The 22,053-nt window shown below is 64.1% G+C and carries 16 protein-coding genes and 3 tRNA genes; 6 read left to right on the top strand and 13 right to left on the bottom strand.

Annotated features, from left to right (window positions below; translation table 11 throughout):
• Positions 1 to 44 precede the first annotated feature (44 nt).
• The 7 genes from ACIGJG_RS07175 to mnmC all read right to left on the bottom strand — a co-directional run bounded on the left by ACIGJG_RS07175 (position 45) and on the right by mnmC (position 8,900).
• Positions 45 to 121, bottom strand: a tRNA-Asp gene (locus tag ACIGJG_RS07175).
• Between the two features lie 45 nt (positions 122 to 166).
• Positions 167 to 242, bottom strand: a tRNA-Val gene (locus ACIGJG_RS07170).
• A gap of 233 nt (positions 243 to 475) precedes the next feature.
• Positions 476 to 2,887, bottom strand: coding sequence for an endopeptidase La (lon, locus tag ACIGJG_RS07165; protein ID WP_011297551.1), 2,412 nt, complete (start codon positions 2,885 to 2,887; stop codon positions 476 to 478).
• Positions 2,888 to 3,141: 254 nt separating this feature from the next.
• Positions 3,142 to 4,419: an ATP-dependent Clp protease ATP-binding subunit ClpX gene (gene clpX / locus ACIGJG_RS07160; protein WP_011297550.1), complete on the bottom strand. Its 1,278-nt coding sequence runs from the start codon at positions 4,417 to 4,419 to the stop codon at positions 3,142 to 3,144.
• Between the two features lie 225 nt (positions 4,420 to 4,644).
• The gene (gene clpP / locus ACIGJG_RS07155; protein ID WP_011297549.1) at positions 4,645 to 5,295 is read right to left on the bottom strand and encodes an ATP-dependent Clp endopeptidase proteolytic subunit ClpP; all 651 of its coding nucleotides are present in this window, start codon (positions 5,293 to 5,295) and stop codon (positions 4,645 to 4,647) included.
• Positions 5,296 to 5,385: 90 nt separating this feature from the next.
• Positions 5,386 to 6,741, bottom strand: a complete 1,356-nt coding sequence (gene tig, locus ACIGJG_RS07150; protein WP_011297548.1) for a trigger factor — start codon at positions 6,739 to 6,741, stop codon at positions 5,386 to 5,388.
• Positions 6,742 to 6,893: 152 nt separating this feature from the next.
• Positions 6,894 to 8,900 (bottom strand): bifunctional tRNA (5-methylaminomethyl-2-thiouridine)(34)-methyltransferase MnmC2/FAD-dependent 5-carboxymethylaminomethyl-2-thiouridine(34) oxidoreductase MnmC1, encoded by a 2,007-nt coding sequence (mnmC, locus tag ACIGJG_RS07145; RefSeq protein WP_140952215.1) that lies wholly within the window; start codon positions 8,898 to 8,900, stop codon positions 6,894 to 6,896.
• A gap of 116 nt (positions 8,901 to 9,016) precedes the next feature.
• On the opposite strand from mnmC, the gene ACIGJG_RS07140 reads away from it, so the two are divergent.
• The gene (locus ACIGJG_RS07140) at positions 9,017 to 9,874 is read left to right on the top strand and encodes a 23S rRNA (adenine(2030)-N(6))-methyltransferase RlmJ (RefSeq protein WP_011297546.1); all 858 of its coding nucleotides are present in this window, start codon (positions 9,017 to 9,019) and stop codon (positions 9,872 to 9,874) included.
• Here the strand turns inward: ACIGJG_RS07140 and ACIGJG_RS07135 are convergent.
• The 3 genes from ACIGJG_RS07135 to ACIGJG_RS07125 all read right to left on the bottom strand — a co-directional run bounded on the left by ACIGJG_RS07135 (position 9,871) and on the right by ACIGJG_RS07125 (position 11,539).
• The gene (locus ACIGJG_RS07135; protein WP_011297545.1) at positions 9,871 to 10,254 is read right to left on the bottom strand and encodes a VanZ family protein; all 384 of its coding nucleotides are present in this window, start codon (positions 10,252 to 10,254) and stop codon (positions 9,871 to 9,873) included. The genes ACIGJG_RS07140 and ACIGJG_RS07135 overlap by 4 nt on opposite strands.
• Positions 10,255 to 10,341: 87 nt before the next feature.
• A complete protein-coding gene (locus tag ACIGJG_RS07130; RefSeq protein ID WP_011297544.1) occupies positions 10,342 to 11,295 on the bottom strand; it encodes an SOS response-associated peptidase family protein in 954 nt (317 codons plus the stop codon).
• Between the two features lie 157 nt (positions 11,296 to 11,452).
• Positions 11,453 to 11,539: transfer RNA gene (locus ACIGJG_RS07125), tRNA-Leu, on the bottom strand.
• A 325-nt stretch (positions 11,540 to 11,864) separates the two neighbouring features.
• On the opposite strand from ACIGJG_RS07125, the gene ACIGJG_RS07120 reads away from it, so the two are divergent.
• Positions 11,865 to 12,293, top strand: a complete 429-nt coding sequence (locus ACIGJG_RS07120; RefSeq protein WP_084791902.1) for a hypothetical protein — start codon at positions 11,865 to 11,867, stop codon at positions 12,291 to 12,293.
• Positions 12,294 to 12,373: 80 nt separating this feature from the next.
• Here the strand turns inward: ACIGJG_RS07120 and ACIGJG_RS07115 are convergent, their stop codons facing one another.
• Positions 12,374 to 15,484: an efflux RND transporter permease subunit gene (locus ACIGJG_RS07115; RefSeq protein ID WP_483672943.1), complete on the bottom strand. Its 3,111-nt coding sequence runs from the start codon at positions 15,482 to 15,484 to the stop codon at positions 12,374 to 12,376.
• Positions 15,485 to 15,493: 9 nt separating this feature from the next.
• Complete coding sequence (locus ACIGJG_RS07110) at positions 15,494 to 16,711, bottom strand: efflux RND transporter periplasmic adaptor subunit (RefSeq protein ID WP_011297541.1); 1,218 nt, start codon at positions 16,709 to 16,711, stop codon at positions 15,494 to 15,496.
• A gap of 340 nt (positions 16,712 to 17,051) precedes the next feature.
• Here ACIGJG_RS07110 and hpnD point away from each other — a divergent pair, with 340 nt between their 5' ends.
• Positions 17,052 to 17,888 carry a presqualene diphosphate synthase HpnD gene (gene hpnD, locus ACIGJG_RS07105; RefSeq protein WP_041679571.1) on the top strand — a complete coding sequence of 279 codons (837 nt, stop codon included), beginning with the start codon at positions 17,052 to 17,054 and terminating at the stop codon, positions 17,886 to 17,888.
• Between the two features lie 44 nt (positions 17,889 to 17,932).
• The gene (locus ACIGJG_RS07100; protein ID WP_220631519.1) at positions 17,933 to 19,198 is read left to right on the top strand and encodes a Zn-dependent hydrolase; all 1,266 of its coding nucleotides are present in this window, start codon (positions 17,933 to 17,935) and stop codon (positions 19,196 to 19,198) included.
• 19 nt (positions 19,199 to 19,217) lie between these two features.
• Here the strand turns inward: ACIGJG_RS07100 and ACIGJG_RS07095 are convergent, their stop codons facing one another.
• Positions 19,218 to 19,571 carry a hypothetical protein gene (locus tag ACIGJG_RS07095; protein WP_011297538.1) on the bottom strand — a complete coding sequence of 118 codons (354 nt, stop codon included), beginning with the start codon at positions 19,569 to 19,571 and terminating at the stop codon, positions 19,218 to 19,220.
• Between the two features lie 287 nt (positions 19,572 to 19,858).
• Between ACIGJG_RS07095 and ompR the strand changes: the two genes are divergently transcribed.
• Positions 19,859 to 20,581 carry an osmolarity response regulator transcription factor OmpR gene (ompR, locus tag ACIGJG_RS07090; protein WP_010810107.1) on the top strand — a complete coding sequence of 241 codons (723 nt, stop codon included), beginning with the start codon at positions 19,859 to 19,861 and terminating at the stop codon, positions 20,579 to 20,581.
• A gap of 21 nt (positions 20,582 to 20,602) precedes the next feature.
• The gene (locus ACIGJG_RS07085; protein WP_011297537.1) at positions 20,603 to 21,952 is read left to right on the top strand and encodes an ATP-binding protein; all 1,350 of its coding nucleotides are present in this window, start codon (positions 20,603 to 20,605) and stop codon (positions 21,950 to 21,952) included.
• The last annotated feature ends 101 nt before the right edge of the window (positions 21,953 to 22,053 follow it).

Raw genomic sequence — 22,053 nt, 5'->3', positions numbered from 1 at the left:
AACAAAAATGCCCGCATCAGCGGGCATTTTGGCACTACATGATCTGGCGGAGTGGACGGGACTCGAACCCGCGACCCCCGGCGTGACAGGCCGGTATTCTAACCGACTGAACTACCACTCCTTTGTCGGCTCCCTGAGAGACTTGAGTCCATGCGCGGTGGCTTAGTGGTGGGTGCTGAGGGGTTCGAACCCCCGACCTACGCCTTGTAAGGGCGCCGCTCTACCAACTGAGCTAAGCACCCACTAGACCATCGCAGGCATGGCAGCCTGCAGGGCAATCTCGCTTCGCACGACCCGGCGGTTGCTGCTTGATTGCCGCAGTTTGCGTTGCGAGGCCGCGATTGTAATACGAGAGTTTTCGATTTGCCAAGTACCGAACGCAATAATCTCAACAATCTCGCAGAAGCCACCTCCGGAAAGTAAAACGCCGCGGGTTTCACTCCGCGGCGTTCTCACCTGCTGTGAAGCAGACGGATCAGTGGTGGATCATCTCGACCTTGGACGCCGCCTTGTCCGCCACTTCGGCAGGCTTGGCGTCTTCCTCGGGCAGCGGCTCGGGCTTGCGCTCGAGTGCCAGCTCCAGCACCTTGTCGATCCAGCGGACCGGCACGATCTCGATGGCGTTTTTCACGTTGTCGGGAATCTCGGCGAGATCCTTCACATTTTCCTCAGGGATCAGCACCAGCTTGATACCGCCACGGTGGGCAGCCAGCAGCTTTTCCTTGAGGCCACCGATCGGCAGCACTTCACCGCGCAGTGTGATCTCTCCGGTCATGGCGACATCCGCCCGCACCGGGATACCGGTCAGCACCGACACCAGCGCCGTGGTCATGGCACCGCCAGCCGACGGACCGTCCTTGGGCGTTGCGCCTTCAGGCACGTGGATATGGATGTCACGCTTCTCGAACATCTCATCCGTGATGCCCAGCCGACGCGCCCGCGAACGCACCACCGAACGTGCCGCCTCGACCGACTCCTTCATCACGTCGCCCAGCGAACCAGTACGCGTGATGTTGCCCTTGCCCGGCATGATCGCGGCTTCGATGGTCAGCAGATCGCCGCCCACTTCCGTCCACGCCAGACCGGTCACCTGACCGACCTGGTTTTCCTTGCCGGCCAGGCCGAAGTCGTACTTGCGCACGCCGAGGAACTTGTCGAGGTTCTCCGAATCGACCTTGATCGTGCCCGACTCCTTCTTCAGCAGCAGGAGCTTGACCGCCTTGCGAGCAATCTTGGACACCTCGCGCTCAAGCGAACGCACACCGGCTTCGCGTGTGTAATAGCGAATGATGTCGCGGATCGCCGCATCGGTGACCTCGATCTCGCCAGCCTTCAGACCGTTGTTCTTGATCTGCTTGGGCAGCAGGTATCGCGTCGCGATGTTGAGCTTCTCGTCCTCGGTGTAACCCGACAGGCGGATCACTTCCATACGGTCGAGCAGCGGCGGCGGAATGTTCAGCGAGTTCGACGTCGCCACGAACATTACGTCGGACAGGTCGAAGTCCACTTCGATGTAGTGGTCCTGGAACGTGTGGTTCTGTTCCGGGTCCAGCACTTCAAGCAGCGCCGAAGACGGGTCGCCACGGAAATCCATGCCCATCTTGTCGATTTCGTCGAGCAGGAAGAGCGGATTGCGCACGCCGACCTTCGACAGGCTCTGCAGGATCTTGCCCGGCATCGAACCAATGTAGGTACGGCGGTGACCGCGGATCTCGGCTTCGTCACGCACGCCACCGAGTGCCATGCGCACGAACTTGCGGTTCGTCGCGCGCGCCACCGATTGGCCGAGCGAGGTCTTACCCACGCCGGGAGGCCCGACCAGGCACAGGATCGGAGCCTTGACCTTGTCCACGCGCTGTTGCACGGCAAGATATTCAAGGATACGTTCCTTGACCTTCTCGAGACCGTAGTGGTCTTCATCAAGCACGCGCTCGGCGTTGGCCAGGTCGTTGTTGACCTTGCTCTTCTTGCGCCACGGCAGGTTCACCAGCGTGTCGATGTAGTTGCGCACGACGGTGGCTTCCGCCGACATCGGCGACATCAGCTTGAGCTTCTTGAATTCAGCGTCGGCCTTCTTCTTGGCTTCCTTCGGCATGCGCGCAGCCTTGATGCGCTTGTCGAGTTCTTCCAGGTCGGCGCCCTCTTCGCCTTCGCCGAGTTCCTTCTGGATCGCCTTGACCTGCTCGTTCAGGTAGTACTCGCGCTGGCTCTTTTCCATCTGGCGCTTGACGCGGCCACGGATGCGCTTTTCGACCTGCAGGATGTCGATCTCGCCCTCGAGCTGCGACAGCAGGCTTTCCAGGCGCTCGGTCACATTGACCATTTCCAGGATCTTCTGCTTCTGCTCGAGCTTGATCGGCAGGTGCGCGGCGATCGTGTCGGCCAGGCGGCCTGCCTCATCGATGCCCGACAGCGAGGTCAGGATCTCCGGCGGGATCTTCTTGTTGAGCTTCACGTACTGGTCGAACTGCGACACGATCGCGCGGCGCAGGGCCTCGGTCTCGGCGCTTTCAACCGCTGCGGGTGGCACGGGAACGGCTTCGCACATGAAGTGCGACTCGTCCTCGCTGACCTCGCGGATGTTTGCACGCTGCGTGCCTTCCACCAGCACCTTCACGGTACCGTCGGGCAGCTTCAGCATCTGCAGAATGTTGGCGATGCAGCCGACCTCATACAGGTCGTCGGCGGTCGGTTCGTCTTTGGCGGCAGTCTTCTGCGCCACGAGCATAATGCTCTTGCCCGACTCCATCGCAGTCTCAAGCGCCTTGATGGACTTCGGGCGTCCCACGAACAACGGGATCACCATGTGCGGAAACACCACCACGTCGCGCAAGGGCAACAGTGGGAGGCGAATCGGCTCGGCCGGGAGGAGTTGTGTTCCGGACATCATTTTCCCCAAGTCAGTCATTTAAGGCGTAAATTGGGCCGCCCAAATCGATTACAAGATACCGAGACGAAACCGATTTGGATTGACAGGCTGATGCCGCATCCTGCACTTGCAGGCCCATCTGGAACAGCATACCCGCGTTTCCTCCTCTTCGTCGGTTGAAATAAACAAAAAAAGCCGCTCGCTTCTACGCGAACGGCCTTTCTGGCTGGCTGCCATGGGATTTTGACCTCTTCACCCGGACAGCGCTCGCGTCAGTTGGAGCCTGACACCTTCGGCTGCTGTTCCTCGTACATCAGCAGCGGCGGTGCGTCTCCGTTGATGGTGCTCTCGTCGATGACCACTTTTTGCACGCCCTTGTAGTTCGGCAGGTCGTACATAACGTCCATCAGCGATTGCTCCAGGATGGAACGCAATCCACGCGCACCCGTCTTGCGACGGATCGCCTTGCGCGCGATCGCCGACAGTGCCGCAGGGCGGATTTCCAGTTCCACGCCTTCCATCGCCAGCAGCTTCTGGTACTGCTTGACCAGCGCGTTCTTCGGCTCGATCAGGATCTGCACCAGCGCGGTTTCGTCGAGCTTGGCCAGCGTAGCCACGACCGGCAGGCGGCCGATCAGTTCGGGAATCAGGCCGAACTTGATCAGGTCTTCCGGTTCGGTCTGCGGCAGCACTTCGCTGACTTCGCGTTCTTCCTTGCTTTGCACCTGCGCAGCAAAACCGATGCCAGTCTTGTCCGAGCGCTGCATGATGACCTTCTCGAGGCCATCGAACGCGCCACCGCAAATGAACAGGATGTTCGTGGTGTCGACCTGCAGGAAGTCCTGGTTTGGATGCTTGCGGCCACCTTGCGGCGGCACCGATGCCATGGTGCCTTCGATCAGCTTGAGCAGTGCCTGCTGGACGCCCTCGCCCGAGACATCGCGCGTGATCGACGGGTTGTCCGACTTGCGCGAGATCTTGTCGATTTCGTCGATGTAGACAATACCGCGCTGCGCCTTCTCGACCTCGTAATTGCAGTTCTGCAGCAGCTTCTGGATGATGTTCTCGACATCCTCGCCGACATAGCCTGCTTCGGTCAGCGTGGTCGCGTCCGCGATCACGAACGGCACGTTGAGCAGGCGCGCCAGCGTCTGGGCCAGCAGCGTCTTTCCCGAACCGGTGGGGCCGATCAGCAGGATATTGCTCTTCGAGAGCTCGACGTCGTCCTTCTTGCCGAGGTGCTTGAGGCGCTTGTAATGGTTGTACACCGCCACGGCCAGAATCTTCTTGGCCTGCTCCTGCCCGATCACATACTGGTCCAGGCTTTCGCGGATCTCATGCGGTGTGGGCAGGTCGGAACGGGTGGCCGCAGCCGCATCCTTCTCGGACGCAGTGGCTTCGTCGCGGATGATTTCGTTGCACAGGTCGATGCATTCGTCGCAGATGAACACCGACGGGCCGGCAATCAGCTTCTTCACTTCATGCTGGCTCTTGCCGCAGAAGGAGCAGTAGAGAAGCTTTTCGCTGGATGAACCTTTTTTTTCCGCCATAGGAATCAGTCACTTAGCAGTGTGCGCATTGCGGTACAGGGAGCGCCGCAGGAGTACGCTTCTAACGCATCATACGCCAAAACAATTTGCCCAACCGGCGGGGGTTATCCCGGCCTGTGGGTCAAATGCAAAAAACGAGGCACAAGGCCTCGTTCCGGTGTAGCCTGTGCCGTTTGGCCAGCCGACGTGCCGCCGCGCACAACCTTGCCGCAGCGGCCCGCAGCATCAGCTGCGGCGGGCAATAACCTTGTCGATCAGGCCGTAGTCCACTGCCTGGTCGCCGCTCATGAAGTTGTCGCGATCGGTATCGCGCGCAATCTTCTCGACCGGTTGGCCGGTCACTTCGGACAGGATGCTGTTCAGGCGTTCGCGCAGGTACAGGATCTCGCGGGCCTGGATCTCGATATCGGAAGCCTGGCCACGCGCGCCGCCAAGCGGCTGGTGGATCATGATGCGCGAGTTAGGCAGCGCCGAGCGCTTGCCCTTGGCACCGGCCGCGAGCAGGAACGCGCCCATGCTTGCTGCCATGCCCATGCACAGCGTCTGCACATCGGGCTTGACGAACTGCATCGTGTCGTAGATCGCCAGGCCTGCCGAGACCGAACCGCCCGGCGAGTTGATGTACAGCGAAATATCCTTGTCCGGGTTCTCGCTTTCCAGGAACAGCAATTGCGCCACCACCAGGTTGGCGGTCTGGTCATTGACCTCGCCAACCAGGAACACCACACGCTCCTTCAGCAGGCGCGAATAGATGTCGTAGGCACGCTCGCCCCGGCCGGACTGCTCGACGACCATCGGCACCAGCCCCAGACCCTGGGTTTCCAGCGCCGAAGCCTGCGTGGTGGCGAGACGGTCAAGCAAATCATTGCGGGTCATGCAAGTTCTCCAGGGTATCGTTGGATGGCAAGGAACGCCGGGCTTCACGCCCCCGCACTACGGCGCGGGGACTGCGGATCATGCCGGACCTCAGGCTTGCTGTGCGTTGCCTTCGGCGGTCAGTTCCTCGAAGGACACCGACTTGTCGGTGACCTTGGCCTTGTCGCACACGAAATTTACCACGTTGTTTTCGAGCACGTAGGCTTCCATCTCGGCCAGGCGCTGCTGGTCGCCGTAGTACCAGCGCATGACTTCCTTCGGATCTTCGTAGCTCTTGGCGAAGTCCTCGATCTCGGCCTTGATCTGGTCAGCCTTGGCTTCCAGGCCGTGGGCCTTGACGATCTCGGCCAGGATCAGGCCCAGCTTGACGCGGCGCTCGGCCTGCTGTGCGAACATCTCGGCCGGAATCGGCATGTCTTTGGCGTTCGGCATGCCACGCTGCTCGAGGTCGCGGCGGGCCATTTCCACCAGGCGCTCCTGGTCCTGTTCGATCAGGGCCTTCGGCACATCCAGCTCACTCACCTTCAGCAGCGCTTCCATGACCTGATCCTTCAGCATGGCGTGCGTGCGGCGCTTCACTTCGCGCTCGAGGTTTTCGCGGATATCAGCACGCATCTTGTCGACGTTGCCGTCGGCGATGCCCAGCGACTTCGCGAACGCGTCGTTCACTTCCGGCAGGTGCGCCCACTCGATCTTCTTCAGCGTGACGGTGAACTCGGCGGTCTTGCCGGCCACGTCCTTGCCGTGATAGTCGGCCGGGAACGACAGCGGGAAGCTCTTGCTCTCACCGACCTTCAGGCCCAGCGTGGCAGCTTCGAACTCGGGCAGCATGCGGCCTTCGCCGAGCACGAACGGGAAGTCCTCAGCCTTGCCGCCAGCGAATTCCACGCCTTCGATCTTGCCGACGAAGTCCAGCGTCACGCGGTCGCCGTTCTGGGCGGTCACATCGCCGCCGCCGTCACCGTGCTCGCCGGCTTCGCCGCGCACGTGGTAGTGCACGCGCTGTTTGCGCAGGATGTCGATGGTCTTGTCGATCTCGGCATCGGTGATCTCGGTCTTGGTGCGGGTCACTTCCGCGCCAGTCAGGTCGCCCAGCTTGACTTCCGGGTACACCTCGAAGGTGGCGTCGAACGCGACTTCGTCCTCGCCCACGCCTTCGGTCTTGATCTCGAACTTCGGCTGGCCAGCAACCTTGACGTCCTGTTCCTTGGTGATGTCGAAGAACTTGCGGGCAGCTTTGTCGAAGCGCACTTCGAATTCGACTTGCTGGCCGTATTGCTTCTCGACCATCTTCATCGGCACCTTGCCCGGACGGAAGCCCGACATCTTCACCGTCTTCGACAGGCGAACCAGGCGGTCCTGCTTTTCCTTTTCGACTTCGGCCTTGGGAATGGCCAGGGTCACCTTGCGGTCCAGTTTGCCGAGGTTTTCAATGACGTTCGACATGGTCGTGATCCAATCCAGAAATGTAGTTGTGTTCGTAGCGCAATCGCTTGTGCGCCGGCCAGTCCGGCACTGACGCGTGCCCGCGAATAGCAAGCTCCGCGCAAACGGAAAACGAGCATTATCGCACGGTTTGCGTCCGGTTCCGGCAGTTTTTACCCTGATAGTCCGCTGGAATGCCCTTCTTCGCGGCCAACCTGCCCATGACGCAGTGCACGCAGCAGCAGACGCGCCGGGTCGATGGCGTCTACCAGATCGGCTTCGAGCGGCAGTGGGTCGCCTTCGATTTGGCTTGCCAGCAACTCCGCGCCCAATGCGGCCCATGTGAGGCCGCGTGACGCGTAGGCAAGCGCTGCGTAAAGCCCTGGCACCCTCGGAATGTCGCGCAAGTGCGCTCCGCGCAGTGACGGAGCCGCCGCTATCGCCGCTGCCTCGTCCGGCATCTGGCCAATCAGCGGCAAGCGGTTGTGTGACACTGTGCGCACGCCGACATATCCGTTCATCGCCGCGGCATCGAGATTGCCGGCAGCTGCAGCAGCCTGCGGCAACAGCCCCGCCAGGCGATCAAGGTTTGCCGCATGGACTTCGGTTCGCGCGACCAGCGGTCCATCGTCGGCTTCATAGCTCGAACCCACCCGCGCGCTGCCATCTTCCGACACCGGCAGCAGGTATCCCGCACCGGTCACCACGCAATCCGGCCACGATCCGAGCGCTGTCACTTGCCCAGGCGCGAGCGTGGTGAGCTGGCCGCGCACGCGTCGCATCACCTGGTGCCGCATCGGCGCGAGCCGCGGCGCTTCGTGAGCGTTGGCCAGCACAAGAATGGGCGCCGAAGCCAGGACGGCACCATCTTCGTCGATGGCTTCCCATTCGTCGTCGCGGCGGCGAATGCGCTCCACTCGCGTACCAAACCTCGACTGCACGGCATCGCCCGCGCGGCGCAACTGAGCACTGCAGATATCGGGCGGCGCAACCCAGCCGCCCTGCGGAAACCACAGCCCTCCGCGCGGCACGCCGGCGCCGTGTTGCGATGCCGCCTCCCCCGGCGACATCCAGCGCACGAAGGACTCCGGCAGACCGAGTGCTTCGAGCGCAGCGCGCTGCGCCTCGGCTTCTGCTTCGTTCTCGCCGATCTGCAGCACGCCGCAGCCATGCCACCCCACCGGTTGACCCGCACCAGCAAGCGCGGCCCAGGCACGCAGCGCGTATTGGTTGCCAGCGCGCGACAGCCGGGACAGCAGGCTGTCGTCGGACGAGATATGCGCATGCATCGCAGCCGCACGATGGGACGACGTTTGCCGCGCCGGGCCGTCATGTACGTCGAACAACGTCACCTGCCAGCCACGCGAGGCCAGGCGTTCCGTCACGGCACAGCCCGCAAGCCCAGCTCCAATCACGATAGCGTGTCGCACCTTCCATTCCGGCGCAGGAGTCGGCGCATGCCGCCGCGACTTCCATACCGGGCAAAACGTCGCAACCGTCATGTCCCGCTTGCCACCGAAGCCCGGCGCCTTGCGCGCGTCGAAACCCGCCTCCCGCAGACCCCGGCGCACGAAGCCCGCCGCCGTATAGGTCGCCAGCGTGGCTCCCGGCCGTGCGAGCCGCGCAAGGCCGCGAAACACCAACGGCGACCACATGTCCGCATTGCGCGACGGAGAAAAGCCATCGAGGTAGAACGCATCCGCGCCGGCCACCAGCTTGGGCAGCACTGCCTCGATATCTCCGAGGGCCAGTGTCAGCGTCACTCCGCCATCCTCGAACGCGAGCCGATGCAGGCCGGGCAGCGCATCCGGCCAGGCCGCTTGCAGTTGCTGCGCGAGCGGCAACATATCCGCAAGCCCGGCATGCAGTTGCGCCAGTCCCTCGCGCGTGAACGGATGTTTTTCGATCGAGACGAAGTGCAGGCGGCGACAGCGCTGCGGATCGTTACGCCACGCCTGCCACGTCGCCAGGAAGTTCAGCCCTTGCCCGAATCCGGTCTCGACGATCACGAACTGATCGCGCCCCGCCCAGGCTTGCGGCAATCCATTGCCACCCAGGAATACGTAATGCGCCTGCGCCAGGCCGCCTTCCGTGCTGTGGTAGACGTCGTCGTAGCGTGGAGAATAAGGAGTGCCTTCGGCAGACAGAATAGGCTCGGCGGGCTCGAGTGCGCGCGACATGGATGGGCAGGAAACGGGAACGCGAGTCAGGGGGCGACTGGCGGCGGATGGTAGCATAGCGCCCCGTCCTGCAATCCGGCCCGGCCGCACCGGCCGCCGCCCCGCGCTGATCCGCCATGCTGTCCTATCGCCACGCCTTCCATGCCGGCAACCATGCCGATGTCCTCAAGCACGCCGTCGTCGTGCAGCTGCTCGAGCACCTGACCCAAAAGGACAAGCCGTTCTGGTACATCGACACGCACGCGGGCGCCGGCCTCTACGCGCTGGATCACGCCTACGCGCAGAAGAAGTCGGAGTTCGAGACCGGCATCGGTCCGCTCTGGCGTGCCGCTGCCAGCGGCACCGCGCTCGGACCGATGCTCGACGAGTACCTGGACCAGGTGCGCGCACTGAATACGGACGGGCAGCTGCGCCACTACCCGGGCTCGCCGTGGCTGGCCTGGCAGATGCTCCGCGACCAGGATCGCCTGCGCCTGTTCGAACTGCACAGCACCGAAATCCAGGTGCTACGCGACAACTTCCGCGGAGCCGGCCGAAAAGTCATGCTCTATGACGGCGACGGCTTCGGCGGCATCAAGGCCATCCTGCCGCCCGCGCCGCGCCGCGCGCTGGTGCTGATCGACCCGTCCTATGAAGACAAGCAGGACTACGCGCGCACACTGCAGACGCTTCAGGATGGGTTGCAGCGCTTTGCCACTGGCGTCTATGCCATCTGGTACCCGCAAGTGCAGCGTCGGGAATCCGTGCAGTTGCCGGTGCAACTCAAGAACCTGCCGCTCAAGAGCTGGCTGCATGTCAGCCTGACGGTCAAGCACCCCGTTGCCGGCGGGCTTGGGCTGCACGGTAGCGGAATGTTCATCGTCAACCCGCCGTGGCGCCTCAAGGAATCGCTGCAGCAAGCCATGCCGGTGCTCAAGGAACTGCTGGCGCAGGACAACGGCGCCCACTTCGTGCTCGAAGCCCAGGAAGACTAACTGCGCGAAGCCCGGGCACGCTGCCCGCCGGCTCGGGAAAACAGCCAGTCCAGCGCCATGGCAGCCAGCAATCCGATGGAATCGGCCAGCACATCCATCGGATCCGCGTCGCGATACGACGTCATTCCCTGTAGCAGTTCGATCAGGACGCCATATCCGACCAGAGCCAGCACCACCCACGTACGCTGGCGCGCATAAGCCCGCCTGCCGAGCCACCCCAGAACCAGGAAAGCGAGCACGTGGTTGGCCTTGTCCCACCCGGTGGTCGGGAGTGGCTGAGTGGGCGGCAACAGCGCCAGCACCAGCACCGCGATCAGGCAAGGCCAGAATAGCAAGCGCCAGCGCCGTGGCGCTTGCAGGAACGCTGCGTGCGAAATCATGGGGTTGGCGTACGTGTCTGGAACAATCCCCCCATACTAACGGTTCGGCCGCGCTATTGCGCCTGCGCTACGCGGCCACGGACACGCTCAGGCGGCCAGCTTGCAGTCGAAATACAGTGGCTCGCGATCGTCCAGGATGGCTCGCATGGCGGCCAGGTCGGTGGCTTCGGGGTTGAGCCAGGCATCCAGATGCTCGGGACGAATCGGAATGATGCAGCGGTCGTGGCCGGCAGCCGCCACTTCGGGCGGCGGTTCGTCGGTAATGGCGGCGAACGAGTACAGGTCTTGCTCCCCTTCCCCGCCCGGGCTTACCGACCACAGGCACGCCACCAGCATGTCCTGTGGCGGGCGCGGCTGAAAGGCCAGGATCAACCTTTCCTCGGCCTCGCCAGGCAGCAGAGCGCGGCGCTCGGCCTTATGGCGTGGCACATGCTCATAGAAGGCGGTGATCACCATCACCCCGTGGCGATGCCCGAACAGCGCGCGCCACGCGCGCTCCAGGTTGTCGCGCCGCGCATTGTAAGTCCCGGGCCGCTTGCGCTCGTCCACCTCGGTCCAGCCGGGCAGGCGGCACTGGTAGCGCATCGGGACCACCACCCTGCGCCCGCCCTGCGAGATGATCACCGGCGCGTAGTAGCCGGGAAAGACACGACGGTCCTGGTCACCCAGCCCGGAATGCTGCAGGTCGCCCAGGTTCTGCTGAGCCCTGGCAATCTTGTCGGTCGCGATGCGACGGTCGGCCTCGGCCTTCTTGGTCGGCCGGGTGGCCAGTGTCCGCTCAGCCTCGGCAAGCCGGCTGCGTTGCTGGAAGATTTCGGCCTCGAAACGGTTCGCCTGCTCCCTGTCGCCATCACGCACGATCGCAGCGTTCGAATCTGCCGATTCGGCAAACGCCTTGCGCAGCGCCCTGGGAATTCTTTGCCAGCCGCCAGTCCGTCGCTGGTGCCAGAACAATTCCACGAAACGTTCGATGCTGATCGACGCCCCGTATTCGCGCTCGAACCTGCGGAACTCTGCCTGGATCTGGGAGGAATAGCACATGGGCAATGTCCTTTTGCCTGGCGCCGGTGGCGCTCGCTCAGGACCATTCTAAGCCGGCAAGCGGAGGCGTCGGGAAAGGCGGCGTTCTGGACGGCCGACTTAAAAGTCAACCTTTCGCCACATGAGTGAGGGATCGATTAGGGAATGTATAGGAGATTGGTGCGAGGGAGGGGACTCGAACCCCTACACCATTGCTGGCGTCAGGACCTAAACCTGGTGCGTCTACCAATTTCGCCACCCTCGCGGTCCTTGCGAGCCCCGGACGGGGCCGCGATGCTCGTTGCAGCGATGGCGCGAAAGCAAAAAAGGCGGCTGGAACTGCCCGCCTTCCTGTAACGGCTGCCGCCGCGCTTGTGCGCGCTCTGCAACGAAGCAGCGGATTGTAGCGCAAGCCTCGGGGGGAATCCAGCCCCGCGCTGGCGACATAGTGCAAGCCCTCATGTGACTTGCCTTTCGCGATGGGAGTCCGCGATCTATGCTGAAGTTGTGGGACGCCTCCGGCATGCGCGCATCAACGTCGCAATGCGGGGGAGCTTTCTGCGGTGCCTCAGCCCCCGAACGGAGGGGATATGAAATTACCTGTCCTGCTGTTGGCAGCTTCGATGGCGCTTGCATGGTCATCGACGGTCAAGGCTGCTGGTTGCCAGTACGACATGCAATGCAAAGGGGAACGGATTTGCCAGCAGGGGCAATGCGTTTCGCCTGATGGGGATGAGCAGGCGGACTCGCCCGCGCCCAAGCCTGCGCAAGCCACCAGGGCATCGCCTGCTGCCACGCCCGCTGCTGCGCCTGCGGCTGTTGCCCCGGCAGCGGCAGCAACAGCCACCGCAGCAGTACCGCCTCCACCACCACCGCCAGCACCTCGAGGTTGCTGCACGGTAGCGGGCAAACTGAGGCTGAGCCCTGCCATGGCCAGCGACACGTCGCTGGTAATTGGCGATGCTTGCCAGGGGATGACGAATTCCGGCAAGCCCGTCCCGGGGACGCTCTGCTACTAGCTGGCCTTACGGCGGTCATCGCCGCACATGCGCCCATCGCCATGCGGATGGGCGTGGATGGGTCGGTTTGCCTGTCGCAGTCAGGAAGTCACCGGCCCTGCCCCCATTCCAGGCTTACGCACGCGGAACCATGCCGCATACAGTGCCGGCAGGAACAGCAGCGTCAGCACGGTGGCGATGATCAGCCCGCCCATAATGGCCACGGCCATCGGGCCCCAGAACAGCGAGCGTGACAGCGGAATCATGGCCAGCACCGCCGCCGCTGCGGTCAGGATGATCGGGCGGCAGCGGCGCACCGCTGCCTCGACGATGGCATTCCACGCCGGCACGCCGGCCTTGATGTCCTGTTCGATCTGGTCCACCAGGATCACCGAGTTACGGATGATCATGCCGAGCAGCGCCGTGATGCCAAGCTGCGCGACGAAGCCCATCGGCGCGCGCAGCAACAGCAGCGTGGCGGCCGCGCCAATCAGGCCCAGCGGCCCGGTCAGGAACACCATCAGCGCGCGCGAGAAGCTGTGCAGCTGGAGCATGAGCAGCGTGAAGATCAGGAAGATGCACAGCGGCAACTGCGCTGCGATAGACGCCCCCGCCTTGCCGCTTTCTTCCTCTGCCCCTGCCACGGTAATGCGATAGCCCGGCGGCAATTGCTGGCGCAGCCTGTTAAGCAGCGGGTCGATCTGCGCGGTGACGGTCGGCCCCTGGATGCCATCCACCACATCAGCCTGTACGGTCACGCCGAAGTCGCGGTTCTCGCGCCAGATCACGCCCGGCTCGGAGCGCAGCGACAGCCGCGCCACCTGCGTCAGGGGCACCACGCGGCCAGTGTTGGTGGGCACCTGGATATTGCCCAGATCCGACATGGTGTCGCGTTCGTTGCGCGGCGTGCGCATCATGATGTCGATCAGCTTGTCGCCATCGCGGTATTGGCCCACGGGAATGCCGGTCAGCACGGTCTGCGTGACACGCGCGATGGAACTTGTGGTGACGCCGAGCGCGCGCGCCTTGTCCTGGTCGATCTCCAGGCGCAGCACCTTGACGCTCTCGTTCCAGTTGTCGTTGACGCCAACCGTGTTCGGATTTGCGCGCATCAGGGCCTTGACCTGATCCGCGAGCTGGCGCACGCCAGCAGCATCTGGGCCGATCACGCGGAACTGTACGGGATAGGCCACGGGAGGCCCGTTGGGCAACAACTTGACGCGCCCGCGCAACTGCGGGAACTGCGTATTGAGCACCGCGATCACGCGCTGGCGCAATGCATCGCGCGCCTCGGTGCTGACCGGTAGCACGATCACCTGCGCCACGTTGCTCTGCGGAAAGATCTGGTCCAGCGGCAGGTAGAAGCGTGGCGCGCCGGTGCCGACGAACGTGGTCAGGCTCTGCACGTCGCGATCCTGCTGCATGGCGGCCTCGAAGCGCCTGGCTTCGCCCTCCATCTGCGCAAAGCTGGTGCCTTCCGGCATCCACAACTCGACCATCAGTTCGGGCCGGCTCGAGTCCGGGAAGAACTGCTTCTCGACGAACTTGAACGCATAGATGCCCAGTGCAAACGTCACCAATGTGATGACGATAACCGTCTTGCGCCAGGTCACGCACCAGTCGACCAGACGTCGGAAGCTGGCATAGAACGGCGTAACGAACACCTCATGGTGCTCGCCACCCCCCGCGCGCGATTTCAGCAGCAGGTAGCCCAGGTATGGCGTGAAGTAGACCGCAGCCAACCACGACAGCACCAGCGCCAGCGCGGTCACGGCGAAGATGGCGAAGGTGTACTCGCCGACCGTGGATTTCGCGAGGCCCACCGGCAGGAAGCCCGCGGCCGTGATCAGCGTGCCGGTCAGCATCGGCATGGCCGTGGAGGTATACGCGTAGGTGGCGGCCTCCATCTTCGAAAGCCCCTCCTCCAGCTTGCGCACCATCATCTCCACGGCAATGATGGCGTCGTCGACGAGCAGCCCCAGCGCCACGATCAGCGCGCCGAGCGATATCTTGTGCAGGCCGATGCCGAAGATGTTCATGAACAGGAACGTCACCGCGAGCACCAGCGGAATCGTCAGCGCCACCACGAGTCCCGGGCGCACATCGAGGCGCAGCGGCCGCGTGTGCAGGCCCAGCGAGACGAAGCTGACGCCCAACACGATCACCACGGCTTCGATCAGCACATGCACGAATTCGCCGACCGAGCGCTTGACCGCTTGCGGTTGGTCCTGCACCTGCTCCAGCTCGATGCCGACCGGCAATTGCCCGCGCAGGCGGTCGAATGCGCCCCGCAGGTTCTTGCCGAGCTCGATGATGTCACCGCCCTTGGCCATCGAAATGCCGAGCCCGACCACGTTCTTGCCGTTGTACCGCATGGTGCTCTGCGGCGGATCGACGTAGCCGCGATACACGTGCGCAATGTCGCCCAGACGGATATTCGCAATGCCGTTTGGACCGCGCAGCACCAGGCTCTCAAGGTCTGAAACGCTGGCGAATTGCCCCGTCACACGCACTTGCAGGTTATCGGTCGGCGTGACTAGCACGCCGCTGCCATTCAGGTTGTTCTGCTGCGTGATCTGGTCGGCAATGGCGTTGATGTCGAGCCCTAGCTGCGCGAAGCGCGTCTGGTTGAACTCGATGTAGATCTTCTCGTCCTGCAGGCCCAGCAGCGACACCTTGGCCACGGCCGGCACACGCAGCAGTTCCTGGCGTACCAGGTCGGCATACTCGCGCAGTTCCTTGTAGTTGAAGCCGTCGGCCGACAGCGCATAGATGGTGCCGTACACGTCGCCGAACTCGTCATTGAAGTACGGGCCGCGCACGCCGGCCGGCAGCGTCTGCGCGATATCGCTGATCTTCTTGCGCACCGTGTACCAGATCTGCGCAGTGTCCTTCGCCGGCGACGTGTCCTTGAGCTGGAAGATGACCGTGGTTTCGCCCGGCTTGGAAAAGCTGCGGATCTTGTCGGCATACGGCACTTCCTGCAATTGCCGCTCGATCTTGTCCGTCACCTGTACCGCGATCTGCTCGGCGGTGGCGCCGGGCCAGAACGCCTGCACCACCATCACGCGGAAAGTAAACGGCGGGTCCTCGTCCTGCCCGAGCCGGAAGAACGCCATCAGGCCCGCCAGCAGCAACACCACCAGCAGGTAGCGCGTCAGCGGCTGGTGTTCCAGCGCCCAGCGCGACAGGTTGAAACGAGAATGATCCATGCCTTGCCCTCAGCCCTGCTGGGGGACGGAGGCGGCCGTCGGCGCCGGGGATGGGGCGGACGGCGCCGATGCCGGCACGACCGCCTGCATCGGCCTGACCCTCTGCCCCGGCTTGAGCAGATGCACGCCGGCCGTGACAATGGTCTGGCCGGGCGCCAGGCCCTGGCGTATTTCGATCTCGTTGCCGACCGGATCACCCAGCGTCACCTGGACCGGCTTCACCGTGCCGGCCGCCGCGTCATAGACCCAGACCTGGTTGCGGCCCTGCTCCTGCAGCAGCGCGGTCAGCGGCACGCGTACCGCCGGCACGGCGCCCGTGCGCACGAAGGTCACGACGGCAGTCATGCCGAGCTTGATATCTGCCGGCGGATTCGGCACCGACACACGTGTGGCATAGGTACGCGTCACGGGATCGGCTGCGGCGGCAATCTCGCGTACGCGCGCGGGCAACGCGCGGCCCGGATCTGCCCAGGTGCGCACCGTCACATCGGTAATACCGCGCAACTGGTCGACCTGGTCTTCGGGCAGCCCGATGGCGACTTCCTTCTCCGCCGACTGCGCCACGCGGATCACCGCCTGCCCGGGGGTAACGACTTGTCCGACCTCCGCATCCACCGCCGTGACCACGCCATCGGCATCAGCCAGCAACACGGCATAGGCAGTCTGGTTGGCCTGGCTGCGCAGGCCTGCCTCGGCCTGCTTGAGGCGCGATGCGGCGGCATCGAACGTGGCCTGCCGCCGATGCTGCTCGGCAGCGCTGATGAAGCCCTTCGCGAACAGGTCGTTGTAGCGCTTGAGATCGGAGGCCGCCAGATCGCGGTCCGTGCGTGCCGCATCGAACTGGGCGCGCGAGCTCGCCTCGGCCAGCGACAGGTCAGTCGGATCGAGGCGCGCCAGCGGCTGGCCCTTGCGTACGACCGCACCCACGTCAACCAGGCGCGCTGCAATCTTGCCGCCCACACGGAAGCCCAGCCGCGACTCCACGCGTGGCCGCACGTCGCCAGAAAACTCGAACGTCGTCTTGCCAGTGTGCTGGCTCAGCTGCAGCAAGCGGACGGGCCGCACTTCAGGCGCGGGCTCGCTAGTCTTGCTACACCCCGCCAGCGCCACGACCGCTGCCGCGAGCACGGCGGCGCCAACACGGACAAGCCGCCGACGCGACAGGGAATCGGAGGATATCTCGGGACGAACGGCCGCAACTTCCGGCACTTGGCAATGCACTGGCATGGATAAGCAGCGAATCGAACAACGTGGGAAAGCTGATGCGGCCCGTTCAGAGGCTTACTACGCACAATCAGAACAGCATTCGTGCGCACCGGAATTAATAACTGGCCGGTCAGCAATATAGCGACGCCCTTCAGGTGCGTCAAACGGCGGGTAACGAAACTGCCAGAATGAAGACCGAAGCTTCCTTCTAGACCGCGGAACGGTACGAAATGGCGGCCGGCGCTGTCTGGGTGTGAGCTCAAACAGCACCGGAAACTGCTATGGCTCAATGCTACAATCCCGCCGCCGCCAGGCTCTGACGCCGCCCGCACCCACCCTACCTCACCAGACCGAGACCGGCGTGACGCCCGATCAGTATTGCCAAGAGAAAGTCGCCCAGAGCGGCTCCAGTTTCTACTACAGCTTCCTGTTCCTGCCCGCCGAACGCCGCCGCGCGATCACGGCGCTTTATGCCTGGTGCCGCGAAGTCGACGATGTGGTCGACGACGCCCACGACCCCGCCCTGGCCCACCAGCAACTGGACTGGTGGCGCGGTGAGCTGCGTCACCTGTTTGAAGGTGAGCCGACCCACCCCGTCACGCAGGCGCTGCGCCCGCACGTGAAGGCCGCCGGACTGCCGCATGCCGAAATGTCGGAAGTACTCGACGGCATGGAGATGGACCTGACCCAGAGCCGGTATCTCGACGAGATCGGCCTGAACCGCTATTGCCACTGCGTGGCCGGCGTGGTCGGCACACTGAGCGCGCGGCTGTTCGGCTATTCGGATCCCCACACGCTGGTATTCGCCGAGAAGCTCGGGCTGTCGCTGCAACTCGTCAATATCCTGCGCGATGTCGGCGAGGACGCGCGCCGCGGCCGTATATATCTGCCTGTCGATACATTGCAGCGCTTCCAGGTGCCCGCGTCGGAAATCCTCCAGGGCAAGCATTCCGAGCGCTTTGTCGCGCTGATGCAGTACCACGCTGGGCGCGCCCGCGCGCTGTACCGCGAGGCGCTGGACCTGCTGCCGCGCCAAGATCGCCGCGCCCAGCGCGCAGGCCTGCTGATGGGCGCCATCTACCACGCGCTGCTCGACGAGATCGAGCGCAGCGACTTCCAGGTGCTGAACCAGCGCATTGCGCTCACGCCGCTGCGCAAGCTCTGGATCGCCTGGAAGACCTGGGTGCGCAACAGCTAGCCCCCAAAGTCATTCCCGCCCTGCACCACGCCGTTCGCCAAGCCATGACCCAGAATCCCCATCCGCTCGGACAGAGCATCATTGACCGCGCCGAAGCGCTTGCCCGGTTCTCCGACATGGAAGGCGGCCTGACCTGTGCGTTCCTCACGCCCGCGCACCGCTCCGCGCAAGCCCTGCTGGCGCAATGGATGGAGCAAGCGGGCATGCAGGTGCGCATCGACGCCATCGGCAACGTGATCGGAAGGTATGAGGCGGATGCCGCCGCCGGCCCCGATGCGCGAGTGCTGATGACCGGTTCCCACTTCGACACCGTGCGCAATGGCGGGCGTTATGACGGCCGTCTCGGCATCCTGCTCCCGATCGCCGTGGTCGGCGCGCTCCATACCGCAGGCATCCGCCTGCCCTATCACCTCGATATCGTCGGCTTCGCCGAAGAGGAAGGCCTGCGCTTCAAGACCAGCTTCCTGGCCAGCAGCGTGCTCGCGGGCCGTTTCGACGCGGCTTTGCTGACGCGCACCGATGCCGATGGCGTGACGCTGGCCGAAGCGCTCGCGGCGTCCAGCCTGCCGGGCAATGGCGAGCTTGCGGCACTGCAGGCCGCCGCTGTGGATCCCGCCACGCTGCTTGGCTTCGTCGAAGTCCATATCGAGCAGGGACCAGTGCTGCTGAACAAGGATCTGCCGCTCGGCGTGGTCACGCAGATCGCCGGCAGTAGCCGCTTCCAGGTGCGTATCGAGGGACAGGCCAGCCATGCCGGCACTACGCCAATGGGCATGCGCCGGGATGCCGCCGCCGGCGCCGCGGAGATGATCCTGCTGGTGGAATCGCGATGCAGCGCGGTGCCAGCCCTCGTGGGTACCGCGGGCCAGCTGCAGGTACCCGACGGGTCGAGCAACGTCATTCCCGCCGCGTGCACCTTTTCGATGGACATCCGCGCCGGCGAGGACGATATCCGCGAAGCCGCGATCGCCGACATCGTTGCCGGCATCCAGCAGATCGCGGCGCGCCGCGGCTTGTCGGCCCAGGTCGACCGGGTCAAGCCGGTCTTCAACGCGCCTTGCGCGCGCTGGCTGATGGACCAGTTCAGTGCCGTTCTGCGCAAGCGCGGCCTGGCCGCATTCGAACTGCCGTCGGGCGCGGGGCACGACGCGATGATGATGCAGCGCATCACCGACGTGGCCATGCTGTTCGTACGTTGTGGAAATGGCGGTATCAGCCACAACCCGTTGGAAAGCATTACCGCAGAAGACGCGCAGCTGGCGGCCGAAGTGTTCGTGGATTTCCTGCGGCACTTCCAGGCGCAAGGCTGATGGCAGGCAGCCGGCAGCCTCAGCCGCCCCGGTACATCTCGCGTCCGAGGTCGTAAAGGTTCTGCCGCAGCTTGCGGCGCTCGTCGGGCGACAAGCTGGAGCCTGATCGCCCCTGATGGCCGGCGCGCTCGGCCTCGCGCTGTTCGGCGCGGTGCCGTTCGGCCCGAGCGCGTGCCTCCCGCTGGCTGGAGGCAGCTTCGCTGGCGTGGGTGGAGGGACGCTCGTGCCCGTGCAGCAGGTTGGCCATGCCGGCCGACTGGGCCACGGCCGGCCGTGGCGCCGCGCACAGCCACAGCGCCGCACCGGCGAGCGCCACACAGACGCCAAAGGCGCCGTGCAAGGTCTGCCCATGCCGGTTACGGTTCACTTTCATTGATAATGGCGTTGTTGGCCTCGAACTTGCAGCCGCCTGGACTGCATGAAGCCGGAAAATCGGTACCCGTCCGCGCGATCGCCGCAATGCAATATGCGGCGGACCGCAGATAATCCGGTGGCAATATCCAGGCCAACCGGATAATGGAGTAGTGCGACATAGTGCGCGAAAGACGGTATGCGGCAGTGTAATGGCAGGGTTCGTGCATGCCGCAATGCCACAGGGTAAAGTATGTAACGTTTTGTTAAGCCATTTTGAGCGAAAGCGATAGTCGCTAAGATACCGCCATGGAAAATACCAGCCACAAGATTCTCGTCGTGGACGACGACCCGCGCCTGCGCGATCTGCTGCGCCGCTATCTGGGCGAACAGGGTTTTACGGTACTGGTGGCCGAAAATGCCACTGCCATGAACAAGCTCTGGCTGCGCGAGCGCTTCGACCTGCTCGTGCTTGACCTGATGATGCCCGGCGAGGATGGCCTGTCCATCTGCCGGCGCCTGCGCGGCGCCAACGACCAGACACCCATCATCATGCTGACCGCCAAGGGCGAGGACGTCGACCGTATCGTAGGCCTCGAAATGGGTGCCGATGACTACCTGCCCAAGCCGTTCAACCCGCGTGAGCTGATTGCCCGCATCCACGCCGTGCTGCGCCGCAAGGGGCCGGCCGAGGTGCCCGGCGCACCGTCGGAAACGCCGGAAACGTTCGCATTTGGCGATTTCGTGCTCAACCTGGCCACGCGTACACTGACCAAGAACGACGAGGAAATCACCCTGACCACGGGCGAATTCTCCGTACTCAAGGTTTTTGCCCGCCACCCGCGCCAGCCGCTGTCGCGCGAAAAGCTCATGGAGATGGCGCGCGGCCGCGAATACGAAGTATTCGACCGCAGCCTGGACGTGCAGATTTCCCGCCTGCGCAAGCTGATCGAGCCCGATCCGAGCAACCCGCGCTTTATCCAGACAGTCTGGGGTCTGGGCTACGTGTTCATTCCCGATGGCGTGAAGTAACCCGGTCGGCCGCTCAACATCGTGGCGACCGCCCTCGGCCGTACGGCCACGCGTTTCTTTGGTTCGCTGTTCTGGCGAACCTTCATGCTGATCGCGCTTCTGCTGGCTATTTCTCTGGGCATCTGGTTTCAGAGCTACCGGCTGTTCGAACGCGCCCCGCGGGCGCAGCAGATCGCCATGCAGGTGGTCAGCGTGGTCAAGCTGACGCGCGCGGCCCTGCTCTATTCGGACCCGGCACGGCGCCGGTTCCTGCTGCTCGACCTGGTCCAGAACGAAGGCATCAAGGTTTATCCGCGCGAGAAGGACGACGATTTTGCCGCGCCGACCGCCAACCCGTTCCTGACCCAGCTTGTGCAGCAGGAAATCCGCAGCCGGCTTGGCGAGGACACGGTGCTGGCCACCACCGTCAACGATATTCCCGGCGTATGGGTCAGCTTCGAGATCGAGGGTGACGATTACTGGGTCGCGATCAGCCCGGAGCGTTTCGAGCGCGTGTCAGGCATCCAGTGGCTGTGGTGGAGTATCGCGGCGTTGCTGCTGTCAATCATCGGCGCCGCGTTCATTACCGCACGCGTCAACTACCCGCTCAAGCGGCTGGCCACTGCGGCGCGCGAGATTGGCGCGGGCGGCGATCCGCCGCCACTGCCCGAGCATGGCGCCAGCGAAGTCGCGCTGGCCAACCACAGCTTCAACCAGATGGTGCGTGACCTGCGCCAGCTCGATGACGACCGGGCGGTGATGCTGGCCGGCATCTCGCATGACCTGCGCACGCCGCTTACGCGCCTGCGGCTGGAAACCGAGATGTCGCCGGCCGACAATGCCACGCGTGAAGCGATGATCACCGACATCGAGCAGATGGATGCCATCATCGGCCAGTTCCTGAACTACGCGCGGCCGCCGCTCGAAATGGTCGAGCCGGTGGACCTGTCGGCGCTCGTCCAGGATGCCGTGGGAGTCTATGCCGCACATGACGACGTGCGCGTGCAGGTCCGCGCCAACGAGCCGGTCATGGCCGTGGCCAACCGCATGGAAGTCCAACGCATTCTCGACAACCTGGTCGAAAACGCGCGCCGCTATGCCAAGAACGACGACACCGGCATTGCCGAGGTCGAGATCACCACGAAGCTCGACGACAAGGACGCCGTGCTCACCGTGGCCGACAACGGCAAGGGCGTGCCGGACGCCCAGCTTTCGTTGCTGACCCGGCCGTTCTATCGGCTCGACAGCGCGCGCAGCGAAGCCAAGGGCGCGGGGCTGGGCATGTCGATCGTCAACCGCATCCTGCAGCGCAACGGCGGCCGGCTGGTGCTGTCGAACCGCTCGGCGCCCCACTCCGGCCTTGTCGTCAGCGCCTGTTTCCGCCGCGCCTGACGAAAACGGCGCCCGCCGCACATTGCCGGCGCACATCCCGGCGACTGACAGGTTTTCGACAGCTACTGATAGGGATCTGTAAGGTCTTTGACAGGGCAATG

Source organism: Cupriavidus sp. C1SS-2L, assembly GCF_057073735.1.
The sequence above is the reverse complement of the archived record's forward strand: the minus strand, read 5'-3'. Positions and strand labels throughout refer to the sequence as shown.

Coding starts and splice junctions, on each gene's coding strand:
- ACIGJG_RS07095 (WP_011297538.1), bottom strand. CDS start 19,571: ATGAAAGTGAACCGTAACCGGCATGGGCAGACCTTGCACGGCGCCTTT.
- ACIGJG_RS07120 (WP_084791902.1), top strand. CDS start 11,865: ATGAAATTACCTGTCCTGCTGTTGGCAGCTTCGATGGCGCTTGCATGG.
- ACIGJG_RS07140 (WP_011297546.1), top strand. CDS start 9,017: ATGCTGTCCTATCGCCACGCCTTCCATGCCGGCAACCATGCCGATGTC.
- ompR (WP_010810107.1), top strand. CDS start 19,859: ATGGAAAATACCAGCCACAAGATTCTCGTCGTGGACGACGACCCGCGC.
- mnmC (WP_140952215.1), bottom strand. CDS start 8,900: ATGTCGCGCGCACTCGAGCCCGCCGAGCCTATTCTGTCTGCCGAAGGC.
- ACIGJG_RS07115 (WP_483672943.1), bottom strand. CDS start 15,484: ATGGATCATTCTCGTTTCAACCTGTCGCGCTGGGCGCTGGAACACCAG.
- clpP (WP_011297549.1), bottom strand. CDS start 5,295: ATGACCCGCAATGATTTGCTTGACCGTCTCGCCACCACGCAGGCTTCG.
- clpX (WP_011297550.1), bottom strand. CDS start 4,419: ATGGCGGAAAAAAAAGGTTCATCCAGCGAAAAGCTTCTCTACTGCTCC.
- tig (WP_011297548.1), bottom strand. CDS start 6,741: ATGTCGAACGTCATTGAAAACCTCGGCAAACTGGACCGCAAGGTGACC.
- ACIGJG_RS07135 (WP_011297545.1), bottom strand. CDS start 10,254: ATGATTTCGCACGCAGCGTTCCTGCAAGCGCCACGGCGCTGGCGCTTG.
- ACIGJG_RS07130 (WP_011297544.1), bottom strand. CDS start 11,295: ATGTGCTATTCCTCCCAGATCCAGGCAGAGTTCCGCAGGTTCGAGCGC.
- ACIGJG_RS07110 (WP_011297541.1), bottom strand. CDS start 16,711: ATGCCAGTGCATTGCCAAGTGCCGGAAGTTGCGGCCGTTCGTCCCGAG.
- ACIGJG_RS07100 (WP_220631519.1), top strand. CDS start 17,933: ATGACCCAGAATCCCCATCCGCTCGGACAGAGCATCATTGACCGCGCC.
- lon (WP_011297551.1), bottom strand. CDS start 2,887: ATGTCCGGAACACAACTCCTCCCGGCCGAGCCGATTCGCCTCCCACTG.